The sequence below is a fragment of the Vibrio phycocola genome (genome assembly GCF_054404255.1).
Map to the genome: position 1 here is coordinate 1 of NZ_JBTAMQ010000008.1, position 14,374 is coordinate 14,374.

Consider the following 14,374-nt stretch of genomic DNA (forward strand, 5'->3'; position numbering starts at 1 on the left):
TTGAATCCACAGGCTAATCACCCCATGGTAATCAGAGATTGTCATTTCTCGAATTTCTACCACTGTACTTTCCGTAGATTTTATAACGCTTGACAGTCCGTTGCTGCTGATTGTTATGCGATTGCATATTTCATTTTGTAACCACCAGTAATTTTAAAGCCGTTAGCTTGGTAAAACTCAACTGTACGATCAAATTCTGGGACTGGGGGCGTGCATAGCTCAACACGCTTCCATTTTTGTTGTTTAGCAAATTCCACTATTTCTTGAATAAGTGATTTACCCACTTCTTTGGAGCGATACTCTGGCATTACGTAAAACTCTTGAATAATACCAAAACTGCCTTCTGCGTATAATGAATGACTTTTGCAGATAGCACCAAACCCAATGATTTTATCTCCATCAAATGCAGCCATAACATGATAAATGCCATTTGATACATAGTTTTCACATAGGTCAATCGCTAGAGGAATATCAACATCAAAATGTTTGATTCCTGTACGCTCAATAATTTCATTCGTTAGACATACAGCCAGTTTGGCAATTTCTTTCGATTTAGATTTATCAATAATCTTGTATTTCATGCAATTTCGAATCCTTCTACCTCATAACGCCTTGCTAAGCGGCGAAAAATAGTTGGCTAAAATTAACGAGGAACGAGCAAAAGCCAACTGTTTTTTGTCCGTTTGAGCAACTTGTTAGGCATTTACCTGCTTACTGAAATATATCAGTTTGGTAATTCTTGAAGACCCTTTTCCGTAACATTATATTGATAATCCGTAAGGTTCTTGATAGAAATATATCCATGGCTTTCTAAATCTCTTGCTCGGTAAACTATATCTTCTCTGCTCAGACCTATTTTATTTTCTTCTTCCAAGTGGCACGCATATGCTCCTCCTTCTCCTTTTTCAGCTATCATAATTAGGAATTCTAGTTGCTTCCCTGAAAGCTGTTGTTGCTTTCGTGCAACCTTCGCTTGAACTTCATTAGCGGCGTGATTCATACCTGATTCTATAGTTTGAAACGCTCTCCGTAGGGTAAGGGAGACAACAACCCCGCCAATAAATACTGCGCCAATACCAACATTGACTGACTCAAAACTTTGCCCCAATAGATTTAATTCCGTTAATCCAGTCGACCCCAAATAGACCAGCCAAACACCTATAAGAGCGAAACTTATGCCAATGAAAAATGCACCATAAATAATAATTTTTAATAGCGGTGTTGCTTTTTCTAAAATCACAGTCATTTAACTTCCCTAGTTGGAATGAATTGATGCCTAACATTTTTAATAATATGCCGGCTCGTTTTTACAGGCCAGGTTTATAGTCCGAAAGTTCGATAAGTGTCTGTTTTATATCGGATAAATATTAATAGATCTTCAACTTAACATTAGCAAAACGAGCCAATACAAAACACTCTTCAATTTTGGCTCGTTATCTCAAGAGCACTAATATGTAACCCATTAATATGTAACATATTTCTTATTTTACTACTAGAAAATCGAGCCAATATAAACGACGAGTATGATGTGGGTTATTACCGTATGAAATTTTAACAGTAGAGTTTGGTAGTTCTGAGAAGGTATGGGGCAGAAACACGTTAACTTTTCGATTGTTGTTTCATATTACAACCCTCGAATCTTCCACCATTCCTCTGAAGTATAAATGTCTGGTATTGGATCCTCAGTAGGTTCTAGTCCCATATCGAATATGATGTTAAACCAAGTATCTCGTAAATCATTAGGTAGTTTAGCACTACACCACGGACAATAAATTATAGTCAACATCGACGAGCCACCATCTGGAATATGTATTCCATATTCTCTAAATTTAGGAATATAATTTATGACGCTCTCTCGCAATGCATAAGTAAATGAATCACAACATTTCATTTTTTCACCTTCATAATACCTATATTATTTTTTAATTTTTCTAACAGGAGTCGGTGGTTTATAATTCTCTACTGTTTCAGGCTCTACTGAGTAAAGATGCTTCCCATTACTGTCATATTTCTCAATATCACTGTGGGTGTAACCCCACTCATAATATCTTCGCTTCTTACCTTTCTTTCAACTATCCAGTTATATTTCATTAATCGGCATATCTCTGCTGAGTCTGGTTATGAAGGCGCGTAGTTTTTTGACTTGTTAAATGGAATACCTTCACACTCGCAGCGGATTCTATAGAATTGAACTACCTTTTGACTTTCTTTTGAAAATTCTAAGTTTCGAAGCCTACGCTTACCAAGCCTAGAATCTAACATTGCCAAGCACCTTATCAGAAGATTATCTGATTCCATTGATGCTTCTATAGAGTTGTTGCAGTATTCGTCTAGTGAGTCATAGAAAGTGTATTGATTGAATTTACCTTCCGAGGCTAACTCTTCGTGTGTTATTTTTTGGGCTTCATATGGAGTAATCCCCTTTCGATTTATAATTTCTTCGATACGTTCGTACTCGATCGAATAAAATGAAAGCGTACACATACTCCATATTTCCGTTTTATCGAAAGTAATATACCCGCGGCCTTGCTCATCCTGAGAGCCTCGATAATGAGTAGAACGTAATTCAACTCGCCCTTTTATAGACTCACAGAAAAACTCTTCTACTTTTTTCTTTCGTTTACTCCATTGCATGATTTTGCCTTTTTAGTATCGAGCTCAGAACTGTTACCAGCGAGTCTACAGCGCGAGTTTAAACCCTTCATGTGTTGCTTTGAATCCAAGTTTTTCATAGAACCTGATTGCATCAGGGCGCCGCTTGTCGGTTGCCAATTGAACGATTGAACAGCCTTTACTTCTAGCCATCTCGATAGCATGTTCAAACATTTTCTGGCCGAGACCTTGTCCGCGATAGTCGCTATGGATTCGGACTCCTTCAATAAAGCAGCGCCAACTCCCAATGTGCGTCAGGTAAGGGATAAAGGTAATTTGAAGCATCCCGACTAGCGTGTTATCCAGCTCTACAACAAGCACTTGGTTGTCTGGGTTTTGAACAATGGCTTCGAACGCTTTTAGATAAGAGTTATTTAATGGAATAGAAGGGTCTTCTCTTTGATTACCAAGAGGGTCATTTGAAAGCAAAGTAACAAGACTTGTTAAATCTTCAAAATTCGCTGCACGATATTTTAATTCCATTTATAGCTCCTTTTTAATTTCCGTCTGTTCACGCCTTATTATGTGAATTCTTTGGTGTACTCAATACACTCGACCATTAAACTTAATAACTTAATAACTTAATAACTTAATAACTTAATAACTTCATCGCTTAATGTATGACCGCTATTGTAAGACTTAACCATCCCTCGACGGTAGACAAAATGATTCTAAAACCAGTAACTGTCTATTTTGTCTCGTTATCTCAATGATTCTAAGTTCTAACTTAATAATATGTAACACATTTCTTATGCCTCAGTTATGGAATCGAGCCTATATAACGAGAAAAATTAAAAGGTAGCTTACCCCGCCAGCTTTATTAAAAGTCCGAAAAAGTTAGAAAAACCGCCCCTTTTAACTATGCTTTATGTAGGTTATTTATTCAAAGAGGTAAGAACATGAAGAAACTCGCATTGATCGCGTTACTAATTGGCTTGCCGGTGCAGGCACAAGAACAAGTGCTGACGTTTGGCATCGTCCCACAACAATCGGCGATCACACTCGCTAAAAATTGGGGGCCGATATTGAAACACCTCTCTGAAGAGACTGGGTATAAAGTTATCTTTCGTACCGCTAAAGATATTCCCGAGTTTGAGCAACGTGTTTTGAAAGGCGAATACGATATTGCTTACATGAATCCTTATCACTACACCGTATTTCATCAAAAACCCGGCTACGAGGCGTTTGCAAAACAAAAAGACAAGCAGATCCGTGGCATTGTTGTGGTCAAGAGCGACAGTGACATCAAAGAGCTAAAAGATCTAGATGGAGAGACATTAGTATTCCCGTCACCAGCCGCGTTTGCCGCCAGTGTTGTTCCACGTTCATCGCTCAAAGCCATGGGCATCAATTTTACGCCTCAATATGTTTCTTCGCATGATTCTGTATACATCAATGTTGCCAAAGACTTTTTTCCAGCAGGTGGCGGGATTGAGCGAACACTCAACAATACTGATAGCACGGTACGCGAGAATCTGAAAGTTTTATGGCGCACGCCCGGCTATACACCACATGCGTTCGCTACTCATCCCGACCTACCAAAAGAAGTGAGTGACAAGGTTGCGCACGCTTTAATCGCACTCAACGACAGCGATGATGGCAAAGCATTGTTGTCACGCATCAAATTCAAGGGTATTGAGCAGGCACAGAACAGTGACTGGGATGATGTCCGCTCGCTAAATATCACCCTACTTGATAAATACCTTACAGAGTAAGCTTTCTCTATGTCATTGAGACTAAAGACGATACTTGGCGTTGCTTTAATTGAGGCGGTTTTACTCGCGATATTGTTGACGCTAACACTCAACTATTTGCGAACGACCAACTTTGACGGATTGGATCAACGAGCCTTTTCAACATCAGACTTGTTTGCGTCGACAGTCAAAAACGCAGTGTTGTCCTATGACTTAGCTACGGTCGAGTCGTTTACTCAAGAGTTATTGCATAATCAAGATATTATCTATGTTGCGGTGCTTGGTGAAGGTGGGCAATTGTTGTCCAGTGCTGGCGATCTACCCGATGAATTTAACCCTGTACAACTCGAACGGGGTTCCAGTTTCGTCGATGATGGCATTTTTGATGTATCGAGCTTGATCGAAGAGTCTGGGATCGAGTTTGGTGCAGTATGGCTTGGGTTTGATATGTCTGCACTTAACGCGGCCATCGACTCTGCGAAAAAGTGGAGTACGTTAATCGTACTCGGGGAAATGACGTTGGTTGCCCTATTCTCTTATGTGCTTGGCGCGTATTTAACCCGACGTTTGAGTGAGCTGAGGCGCGCGGCTGATGATATTGCGGCAGGCTCACGTCATGTCGATATTCGGGTGAATGGTCGAGACGAGTTGGCGACGGTCTCGCGAGCGTTCAACAATATGGTGACACAGATTAAAGAGTCTGAAAACACGGCAGAACGTTACCGCAACGAGCTAGAAGAGGCCAATGCAACCTTGGAAACTCGAGTACAAAAAAGGACTCAAGCGCTCACAAATACCAATCGACAGCTAATTGACTCTAATGAACAGCTAAAAAATACCCAAGAAAAATTGGTTGAATCTGAAAAGCTGGCGTCTATCGGTACCATGGCGGCTGGAGTGGCTCATGAAATCAACAACCCGATGGGAGCTGTCAGCAGCAACCTGCAGATGTGCCAAAGCTACCTGAGTACATATCTAAAGTGGATAGAACGCAGTGAAGCATTACGCGGTGTTAGCGATGATCAAGCCATTCAGCAATTTGATCAGTGGAAGCAAGCGAATTATGTCGACTGTTTAGAAGAAGATTTTCGTGACAGTCTCAATGACGCGATGAACAGTGTTGACCGAGTTCGTGCCATCGTAACGGCTTTGCAGCACTACTCTACTCAACTACACCAAGATAAAAGTAATCGCGAGCCTATATTACTAAAAGAACTGGTTGCAGATTGTTTGGCGGCACTTGCGCCATCAGATCTTCTGAGCTTTTCACTGAATCGATCACTTAATACCTTACCTCCATTACTCGTGCACATAGAGGATTTTCGTCAGCTATTTACTGAGTTGTTGAAAAATGCGATTCAGGCATGTGAACGCAAAGCAACACCATCCGAAGGTGAGATTTCAATATCGGTACGTCAGCTTGAAGAGAGATTAATTATTCAGGTTATTGATAACGGTTGTGGCGTCGAGGATGCTCAACTTAAACGTCTGTATGACCCTTTTTATACCACATTACCTGTGGGTCAAGGTATGGGGTTAGGGCTGACTTTTGCCTATAATATCGTTCAAAACCACGAGGGTGAGATGCGTATTAAAAACAGGGACACTGGTGGTTTGCTAGTGGCACTGTCCTTTCCTCTCACCCTCGTGGAACAAGAAGAGACTTCCGTGGTTTCAAGTTCGTGATGTGTTTCTCCTACTCACAACTATCCAGTTCGAATCCACTCTTGTATTTCGCTATTGGTTCTATCTATTAAATATACACCGCAATAGGTACTTCAACTGAGTCTTCGATTTGTTTGAGCTTATTGAGCATCGTTTCGTTAATCTCTTGCCCAGCGGATAACATCATTTGGCCATTCGGGTGATAAACATCTTGCTTTATCACTGTTCCGATTTTCAGTTCATCTAATCCGACACACAGTTCTAGATCCGATTTCTCAATATCTGTTTTGAGTACTTCGAAAAAGTGAAGTGCAACGTCGGGGTCGTACAATCCCCCAGCTTGTTGTTCAATAAACGCTCGAGCACTACTGGGCTTGAGTCGTGAAGGATTGTGTGGGCTCGATACAAAGAAATCGTAGTTTTTGATCACCCTTAAAATACGCGCTCCGATGGGGATCGCCTCACCAGCTAGGTGCGCTGGATGCCCTGTTCCATCGAAGTTTTCATCCTGGTGGCGAATAATGTCGACCAGCGGATTAAAACGTTGGATTTGGCCTATTATGGTTGCTCCTAGTTCCGCGTTGGCCAATGGTGCAAGGCGAATTTTAGCCTTGTCACCATGTACTACGCTCTTGTCCGAATCGGAGACTGCACCGATCAAGCCAATTTCATGCAGTAAGGCACTTAAATAACAGTGTGTCACTTGCGCTTCTGGTAACCCCATTCGGATAGCCACTAATTTAGTGTATTCTGCGACTCGTTCATTTTGTTGATGTGGTTGCCCCGTTGCATGCTGAATGATGGCCGACAGCGCTGATAAAATATCTTTAAAGGTTCGAGTTCGATTCGCCAGCAAAGCACTCATCTTCTTATTGGAATTTTGTAACGCGGACGTTCGCTGTTTTACTTTCTCTTCCAGAGCATCATTCCAGATATTTAACTGCGCGTTTTTTTGCTGAAGTTCATCGGTTAGTGCCTTCTTTTGGCGACGTAGTTCAAATAACTCTGACGCCTTAGACAGGGTTAACTTCAGCCCTTCGTTGTCCCATGGTTTTGCAATGTAGGTATGAATGCCACCTTCATTGACCGCTCGAATAGTGGAATCCATGTCACTGTAGCCAGTTAACAAAAAGCGGATCGAGTCTGGACAAATTTCTCGCGCTTTAGTGAGAAACTCGGCTCCATCCATTTCGGGCATACGCATATCGGAAATGATAATCGACACAGTATTCTCTTCTAAGTACGCGAGAGCTTCGTGGCCGTTATTAAACGAGACCACTTGGTAATCAAACCTAAGCACACGTGTGAGGGATTTCAGAATATCTGGCTCATCATCGAGTAACAAGAGGTTCAACTTTTCTTGGATTTCGCTGCCTTCAGCATCATTCATAGTTCGGCTCCTGTGACACGGTTATTAATAAAGCGTAAAAACTCATCTGCGGGTAATGGAGGGCTGACCAAATAACCTTGTATACGGTTACAGCCCTTACGTTTTAGGTAATCAACTTGACTGTGTTTTTCGACCCATTCTGCCACTACCTCCATATTAAGTGATTTGGCACTGTCGGTGATCGACGCCAAAATTACTTCATCGGACGCCTTATTTCCCAGGGCGCGTATAAACCGGCCGTCAATTTTAACAACATCAAAAGGCAGCTCGCACAGTGATTCAAATCCAGAATAGCCAGTGCCAAAATCGTCCATCGCGATCGTGACACCTAAGTCATGCAGTAGATTAAATTGAGCGAGTGCACGTTGGTAATCGAAAATTTGATCGCTTTCCACGACCTCTAGCTCAATATCACTAAGTGTGAATGTAGTATCGGTGGCAATGCCTTGTAATAAACTAAGTGCAAACCCCGTGACTAATTGCTTGGCGGTAATATTGACGCTGACTGTTAATTTTTCGGGCTTATCTTTACGACGTAATAGCGATACCGCTTGCTGCATCACCACAACAGTGAGCATGTCGTCGAGCTCATATTTGTAAATCAGAGGTAAGAATTGAGCTGGACTTTGGTAGGAACTGTCAGGCAACCGGCGGCGAACCAAGGACTCGCAATAGGTGATCTCCTCAGTGTCCAGAGTCAGTTGAGGCTGAAAAAATGTTTCGATTTTGCCCAATTCCAGATCGTGAATTAACGTACCCAACTGTTTGTATTCTTCTGCGATATCTTGATTGTTTTCTTGGATTAACCAGTAGAGATTATCACTGATTGGCAATGTGTTCGTTTTGGCTTCCGATGATATTTGCTCGCACCAATGTGCCCATTTTTTGGCATCTCCGATGTAGCAACGTGCTGTTTGACCGTCTGTGTGCGCGCAGGCCAATCGAACTCTGTCGCTAAGAGCATCAATCCATTGGTTACCTTGTGCAGAAAACTCCGTCAATGTGACAAACTTATCACCTACTCGATACCAGACGGGATCATCTTCGTGTTGAATCGCTAATGCCATTTTCTGGATCAGCCTATTCCCAGCAGCCTTACTATGAGTCGTGTTGTATGAATCCAACTTGGTAATATCCACAATTACCAGCAACCAAGACCGACCATTTTCGGATTTGTGTGGCAGAGCGGTCAGTCGTTGGTCTAATTCATGGAGATTGGCCATCTGAGTTAGGCGATCACGAGTGGGTTGATGGTCATTTAGAGTCGTGGCGATTGTCGAAGCTAACTTTTGGCTATTCCAAGGTTTATCTACATATTGTTTAAGTACCTCGGCATTGATTGCAGCCGTGACCCCATGTAAATCGGCTTGACCCGATAACATGATCGCGGGGATATTTGGGTAACGTTGCTTAACCTCTAAAAGTAGCTCAGTGCCAGTCATATTCGGCATGTAGTAATCGGTAATAATCAGGTCTATATTGTGTGAACCCAATATTTCCAACGCTTGTGTCCCGCTTTCTGCAGTATGTACCGTAGCGACTTTAAAGCGTAGCTCCCGTCGCAGCGCATTACGGATATTCATTTCATCATCGACTATGAGTATCTCAGCAAAATCCATCGTAATACATCCTATAGATTGTTTTAATTACTTGAATCGGCCGTGTCTGACGTGACTTTATTCACTGGCAATATCAAGGTAAAGGTCGTGCCTTTGCCTACTTCACTGTCGACACTAATAGTGCCCCCATGGGCATTGATAATTCCATAGGACACGGACAATCCGAGCCCAGTACCATCCCCGACGGGTTTAGTGGTAAAGAATGGTTCAAAAATCGTCGTGAGATTTTCTTTGGGGATGCCAGAGCCATTATCTTCAATCTGGACTTCCACTTTGTCATCCGCTATCGGCTGAATGCGCACTCGTATCACGCCACTGTCTTCACCCATCGCCTGTCTCGCGTTGACCAGTAGGTTGAGAAATACTTGATTTAATTGCATTGGTTGGCAATACACACTCGGCGTGTCATCGGCATACTCACGCTCTACTGTGGCGTTGTATTTAATTTCGTTGTCAATGATACGCAATGTCGAATCTAACCCTTGGCGCAAATCGCTGTAGAGCCACTCAGAGTCATCAGCATGAGAAAATTCTTTGAGGTTTTTGACGATCGACATCACCCTTGATGATCCTTCAAGGGACTCAGCAATCAAATCGGTAACGTCTTCCAGTACATAGTTAATCTGAGACTGTTCAATCAGTTGGCTCTTTTTCTCGATCAAAGCTGCGTGACCTGAATCATCTATTGCTTGTTCAAGCGAGGTCACGACATCTGAGATTTTACGAAAATAGTCATCTAAGGTCTGAACGTTTGAAGTGATAAAACCGAGCGGGTTGTTGATTTCGTGGGCGATTCCAGCCGAGAGTTGGCCTATTGATGCCATTTTTTCCGACTGCAGCAACTGGCTTTGTGCTTTTTTTAGATTGTTCAACGCATCTTTGAGTTCAGCCTGCTCGCGATGGAGACTTTGAGACAAGACTTTTAGCTCTGTGTGTTGACAAGCTTGAGCAGTAAGATCATAGACGCAGATGCAGACGTGATCTAACGTTCCGTCTTGGCTGTGAATAGGAATGAATTCAAGATCCTGAAACATCTCTTCTTCGTGTCCTGATACTTGGCGGGATGATTGGAACGGTAAAACATGTGGTGCATGCTCCCACGAAGAAAAACTCGGTGATTCAATCACAAATGCAGTGTCGATCTTGCGTTTAAGCAAAGTAGCACCATCAGAAAAAACGGACAAAAGGTTTTGACCAAGTAATGCTTCTTTAGCGAGGCCAGAGCGTGACTGGAAATATGAGTTAACCATGACAACAGTGTAGTCTTTCCGCACAATGCAAACAGCCACTGATAATTGGTTGAGTAGATCCGAGAGCGCTAATTTTGCCTTCATACCTCACCCCTCTGTTATAACCATTCGTCTAACCTGTTGACGATGACATTAAATCCATCCTCAGCGAAACAAATGATGGTCTTGGTTTCAAAACTGGCTGACTCGATCAAAAAAGAAACGTGTAAAATGATCGCTTGTTGCCACTTTTCACTGGGTATTGGTTGACTCTCAGGCGAGTACATCTCCGGTGGTTGAGTTCGCGTGTTGAGTTCAATTTGTTCGCACAACCCCCTAAGGCTTGCCCCAGACAAAATGTTGGATACTTCCAGCAGGCAGTCATTAAGTGTCTGGCTGTCTATCTCTTTCCCATCTCCAAGCGCTAATAAGTCGCTGGCGATGGTTTTGCCACCTTGTTTGGTTAACTGAGTAATGACTTCACCAGACATTTGGCCAAAAAAGGGCTGCCGTGTGTAATAATTCGATTTGACATCACCAAACATCTCCATCAATTGATCAGGTGAAGCGACATCGATGCTTGGAATCGTCAAGGTTACGGGTTGATCCAACAAGGTGGCCAGTTTACAGGCCGCCTGACCCATGGATATGTTCAGCAATTCTTTGAGTGAATCCTCATGGTCGGCACTTAATGTATGATTCATATTAGCCCCACCTCGTGCAACAGCGCTTTTAAGCTAGGCGCATCCAATGGTTTTTTGAGAAACGATACCGCGCCCAGTTCCATAACTTTCTGTTGCGATGTTGGTTGTATATCAGCACTGATCACAAAGACAAAGTTACGCGCTTCCAGCTTTTTTAGCTCTGCCAAAACCTCGAACCCATCCATGATTGGCATAGTTAAGTCTAGAAACATAACGTCGGCTTTACCTTCGTGAAATCTCTCTAACGCTTCAACGCCATTCGAAGCTTCGTGCACGTTGCTGCCAAGTTCGGGTGGCAGCGCGCGCATTACTGCTTTTCGAGACATCTTTGAATCGTCAACAATGGTGATTGAAATCGATGACATCGGCTCCTCCTACTCTTTCGGTGATAATAATAAACCCGCAAGTTCTGTTAGCGGTTTAGGTAACCTATCGGCCCATTCATTTTGGCTACCATTGGCCTTCGCCTCATTGTATTGTTGGCAAAAGCGAACCAGTTGGCCGACATCCCATTGTTCGGGAGTGGAATTTGGTGGTGATTGACCTAACGTGAGAATTGCGTCGACAATCGGTAAGTGATAGCCCCACAGAATGAGTACATAGGCACATATGACATCGATATCTCGATAGCCAAGTTGCAAGGCCAGTGGGTTCTTTGGAATTGTTTCTTCTGAGAAGCCATGTTCCTTGAGGATCAACTCTCCAATCGACGATAGTAAGCAAACTAAGTAGACTTTTTCTTGTTCTTCGGTGGGCCAATCGAGTTTTTTCGCCAATGCTTCCGCCGCACTTGCCAACTGTTGGTGGCGCGTGACTATGGATTCATGTTCTTCATCACTGAGTCGTTGATAACTCTTGCGACTCATCATGGCCATTGCAAATCCGCTCACCACCTTCATTCCTAGTCTCGACACCGCAGTGCTCAAAGAGCTCGTCCGACTTTCAAAACCTAGGTATACCGAATTGGCGGCTTTAATTACTTGTCCTGCCAAAGTCGGCTCATTAGCAACGATATTGGAAAACTCCGCGCTGCCACATTGCTCGTCTAACGCACAGCTCTCAAGTTGTCTGACAATGCTGGGTTGTATCGGCAAATTTTCAATCCCAGCGAGTTTTTGACGGCAATCGGTGGAAAATGGTGCGGCTTGAAGTCGTTCTGCACAGGTAAGGATCTGTTTAAAATATTTCTCAGTAAAGGGCTTGGGTAAAATAAAGTGGGTCCAGTTGTTGATGAGTTCATCGGCCTCAACTGTGGTATCACCCGTAATTAACGCGCGAATACTATTAGGAAAGTGCTGGCTCACTTGTGCGAGTAGTTCATCACCTTTGAGCTCTGGCATGATCAAATCACTTAATACCAGATCTGGAGAGGTGCCTTGTGAATCGACAAGCTCGCGCCATTTGACTGGGTCCTGAATTAAGGTAATCGTCCAGTCAGGCTTAAGACGCCTCAGCAATCTGCTGGCGGCTTTCAGCATGAATTCATCATCATCAATGTAGAGAACTTGAAAACTGCTCTGTGCCATAGTTACTCGCTTTTCGTTAGTTATAGGATTTTGGTGGTTACCATAGAGTCCTCACTACAAACCTAGCTGCATATATCTAGCATAGTCAAAATATGGCGTTTTGTTAAAAAAGTGTTCAAAGTGTGAACAAATTACACTTATGTGTGACTGGAGTGACGTTAAGCCGTTTAAGGGAACGTGGTCGGAATCGCAGATGTGGAAGCTGCTAATGGTGAAACCTTGAATTCAACGTGCTTTGCGGATGATGACAAATTAGTCACGCTTCTGAATACACTGTTTACTAGGAGTCTGTATGCGACTTAACAATAATTCAGCTTCTTCAAAGTAAGGCTAGAGTCTCGTTTTCGCCTATTTGGGTGTTTTCACCGTGGTGTCCACGGTCAAGATTTGGAGGTTATCTTCGTGTGAGACACAGGCTTTGACCAAGAGATCAATTGTCATCCCAGTAGCCGAAGCCATCTCCTAGTTTCTCTTTGAGAAAATGTATGAAAACACTGACTTTCTCTGGCAAGTGTTTTCGTTCCGGATATACCGCATAAATGGCATGTTCTGGTAACGTAAACTCTTCTAATAGTGGGATCAACGTGCCGTTTGAAAGGTGCTCGGAAATAATAAATGTGGGCATTTGACAAATACCTAACCCCTGCAAGAGTACGTGTTCAATTGCTTCGCTGTTATTGACCACGAAGTTGCCTTTTACCTGTGTCTTTATTTTTCTATTATTCTGGTAAAAGGTCCATTCAACCCCTGCTTGAAACAAACTGTAGTAGATGCAATTGTGATGAGACAGCTCTTCGGGGCAACTCGGTTTTCCATTGTGTTTAATGTATTCAGGAGCGGCGCACACAACACTTCTGCACCCTACCAGTTTTTTTGCGATCAACGATGAATCTTTTAACTCTCCTATTCTTATGCCGACATCGAATGCTCCTTCGGTCATATCAATGAGGTTGTCATCCATACTCATCACCACATCCAGTTCAGGATATTTTTCCAGAAATTCTTTGATATAAGGAACGATATGAAGTTTGGAAAAGGTCATTGGCGCATTGATCTTCAGCGTTCCTTTTGGACTGCCTTGATACATCGATATTGCTGCGAAGCCATCTTGCGCTTGAATATATGAGTTTCTCGCATAGTCGGAAAATCGCTCCCCCGCTTCTGTTAGGGTTAACTTTCGGGTTGTGCGATGAAATAACCTGACACCTAAACTGTCTTCAAGTACCGAAATCCTCTTACTGACCGCGGATTTCGTCATACCCAATCTATTGGCAGCAGAAGAGAAGCTCCCCGTTTCGACGACGGCGACGAAAACAGGAATCGCTGAAAAAGAGTCTTTTATTGTCAACTATTACTCTCCAATGTTTTGTTATAAGAGGCATTATCATTCATTTCATTCCCAATTAAAATATTTGTATCAAAAACGAGGAATTAAAATGCAACGTCTCAATAAATATTCATTACTTGCGGTTATTGGTGGCGGTTTGCTTGCGCTCATGATCCACTTAAATAGCCAGCTTGCATCCGTTACATCCGCATTAAGTGCGTCATGGATAGCTCATGCCGTGGGCGCGTTTGTCGCTTGGTGTCTACTCATTATCTTCAACACGGGTATAAGCCCTAGCAAGGTACACATGGCAAAACCGACTAAGATTTATCATCTTGGGGGCATTCCTGGAGCATTAACCGTGATTTTGGCGTCGATCACCATAAATAGTGGCGTTGGATTGTCGGGAACTCTGGCACTAGCACTCATTGGCCAACTGGTCTTTTCTATGCTTTGTGAACATCTTGGGCTTTTTAATCTTAAACAACGAACGTTTCTGTATCGTGATTTGATCCCTATATTACTGGTTACATCGGGTTCATTTATGTTGATATTCATCAAGGGGTAA

General features: G+C 42.8%; 15 protein-coding genes and 1 pseudogene. 3 read left to right on the forward strand and 13 right to left on the reverse strand.

The window, feature by feature from the left end:
- Nucleotides 1-113 precede the first annotated feature (113 nt).
- From ACXJY6_RS11775 to ACXJY6_RS11800, 6 genes and pseudogenes are all read right to left on the reverse strand, one after another.
- Nucleotides 114-581, reverse strand: coding sequence for a GNAT family N-acetyltransferase (locus ACXJY6_RS11775; RefSeq protein WP_458768458.1), 468 nt, complete (start codon nt 579-581; stop codon nt 114-116).
- 143 nt (nt 582-724) lie between these two features.
- Nucleotides 725-1,246 (reverse strand): hypothetical protein, encoded by a 522-nt coding sequence (locus ACXJY6_RS11780; protein ID WP_458768459.1) that lies wholly within the window; start codon nt 1,244-1,246, stop codon nt 725-727.
- A gap of 378 nt (nt 1,247-1,624) precedes the next feature.
- Nucleotides 1,625-1,891, reverse strand: coding sequence for a DUF6980 family protein (locus ACXJY6_RS11785; RefSeq protein WP_458768460.1), 267 nt, complete (start codon nt 1,889-1,891; stop codon nt 1,625-1,627).
- Between the two features lie 24 nt (nt 1,892-1,915).
- Nucleotides 1,916-2,053 (reverse strand): annotated as a pseudogene (locus tag ACXJY6_RS11790) (colicin E3/pyocin S6 family cytotoxin); the annotation flags it as partial.
- A gap of 65 nt (nt 2,054-2,118) precedes the next feature.
- Nucleotides 2,119-2,634 (reverse strand): SF0329 family protein, encoded by a 516-nt coding sequence (locus ACXJY6_RS11795; protein ID WP_458768461.1) that lies wholly within the window; start codon nt 2,632-2,634, stop codon nt 2,119-2,121.
- 45 nt (nt 2,635-2,679) lie between these two features.
- Entirely contained in the window at nt 2,680-3,135 is a 456-nt protein-coding gene (locus tag ACXJY6_RS11800; protein WP_458768462.1) for a GNAT family N-acetyltransferase, read from the reverse strand.
- A gap of 416 nt (nt 3,136-3,551) precedes the next feature.
- On the opposite strand from ACXJY6_RS11800, the gene ACXJY6_RS11805 reads away from it, so the two are divergent.
- Nucleotides 3,552-4,367 (forward strand): phosphate/phosphite/phosphonate ABC transporter substrate-binding protein, encoded by an 816-nt coding sequence (locus tag ACXJY6_RS11805; RefSeq protein ID WP_458768463.1) that lies wholly within the window; start codon nt 3,552-3,554, stop codon nt 4,365-4,367.
- Nucleotides 4,368-4,376: 9 nt separating this feature from the next.
- Complete coding sequence (locus ACXJY6_RS11810) at nt 4,377-6,032, forward strand: sensor histidine kinase (RefSeq protein WP_458768464.1); 1,656 nt, start codon at nt 4,377-4,379, stop codon at nt 6,030-6,032.
- 67 nt (nt 6,033-6,099) lie between these two features.
- Here the strand turns inward: ACXJY6_RS11810 and ACXJY6_RS11815 are convergent, their stop codons facing one another.
- The 7 genes from ACXJY6_RS11815 to ACXJY6_RS11845 all read right to left on the reverse strand — a co-directional run bounded on the left by ACXJY6_RS11815 (nt 6,100) and on the right by ACXJY6_RS11845 (nt 13,821).
- Nucleotides 6,100-7,401 (reverse strand): response regulator c-di-GMP phosphodiesterase, NosR family, encoded by a 1,302-nt coding sequence (locus tag ACXJY6_RS11815; protein WP_456049763.1) that lies wholly within the window; start codon nt 7,399-7,401, stop codon nt 6,100-6,102.
- Entirely contained in the window at nt 7,398-9,020 is a 1,623-nt protein-coding gene (locus ACXJY6_RS11820; protein ID WP_458768465.1) for an EAL domain-containing protein, read from the reverse strand. The genes ACXJY6_RS11815 and ACXJY6_RS11820 overlap by 4 nt, the downstream gene beginning before the upstream one ends.
- Before the next feature lie 23 nt (nt 9,021-9,043).
- Nucleotides 9,044-10,354: a sensor histidine kinase gene (locus tag ACXJY6_RS11825; protein ID WP_458768466.1), complete on the reverse strand. Its 1,311-nt coding sequence runs from the start codon at nt 10,352-10,354 to the stop codon at nt 9,044-9,046.
- A 14-nt stretch (nt 10,355-10,368) separates the two neighbouring features.
- Nucleotides 10,369-10,953, reverse strand: a complete 585-nt coding sequence (locus tag ACXJY6_RS11830; RefSeq protein WP_456049766.1) for a chemotaxis protein CheX — start codon at nt 10,951-10,953, stop codon at nt 10,369-10,371.
- A complete protein-coding gene (locus ACXJY6_RS11835; protein WP_456049767.1) occupies nt 10,950-11,318 on the reverse strand; it encodes a response regulator in 369 nt (122 codons plus the stop codon). Before ACXJY6_RS11835 ends, ACXJY6_RS11830 begins: the two co-directional genes overlap by 4 nt.
- Nucleotides 11,319-11,327: 9 nt before the next feature.
- A complete protein-coding gene (locus ACXJY6_RS11840) occupies nt 11,328-12,479 on the reverse strand; it encodes an HDOD domain-containing protein (RefSeq protein WP_458768467.1) in 1,152 nt (383 codons plus the stop codon).
- Between the two features lie 430 nt (nt 12,480-12,909).
- Nucleotides 12,910-13,821: a LysR family transcriptional regulator gene (locus ACXJY6_RS11845; protein WP_458768583.1), complete on the reverse strand. Its 912-nt coding sequence runs from the start codon at nt 13,819-13,821 to the stop codon at nt 12,910-12,912.
- 94 nt (nt 13,822-13,915) lie between these two features.
- Between ACXJY6_RS11845 and ACXJY6_RS11850 the strand changes: the two genes are divergently transcribed.
- On the forward strand, nt 13,916-14,374 hold the full coding sequence (locus ACXJY6_RS11850) for a DMT family transporter (protein WP_458768468.1): 459 nt from the start codon (nt 13,916-13,918) through the stop codon (nt 14,372-14,374).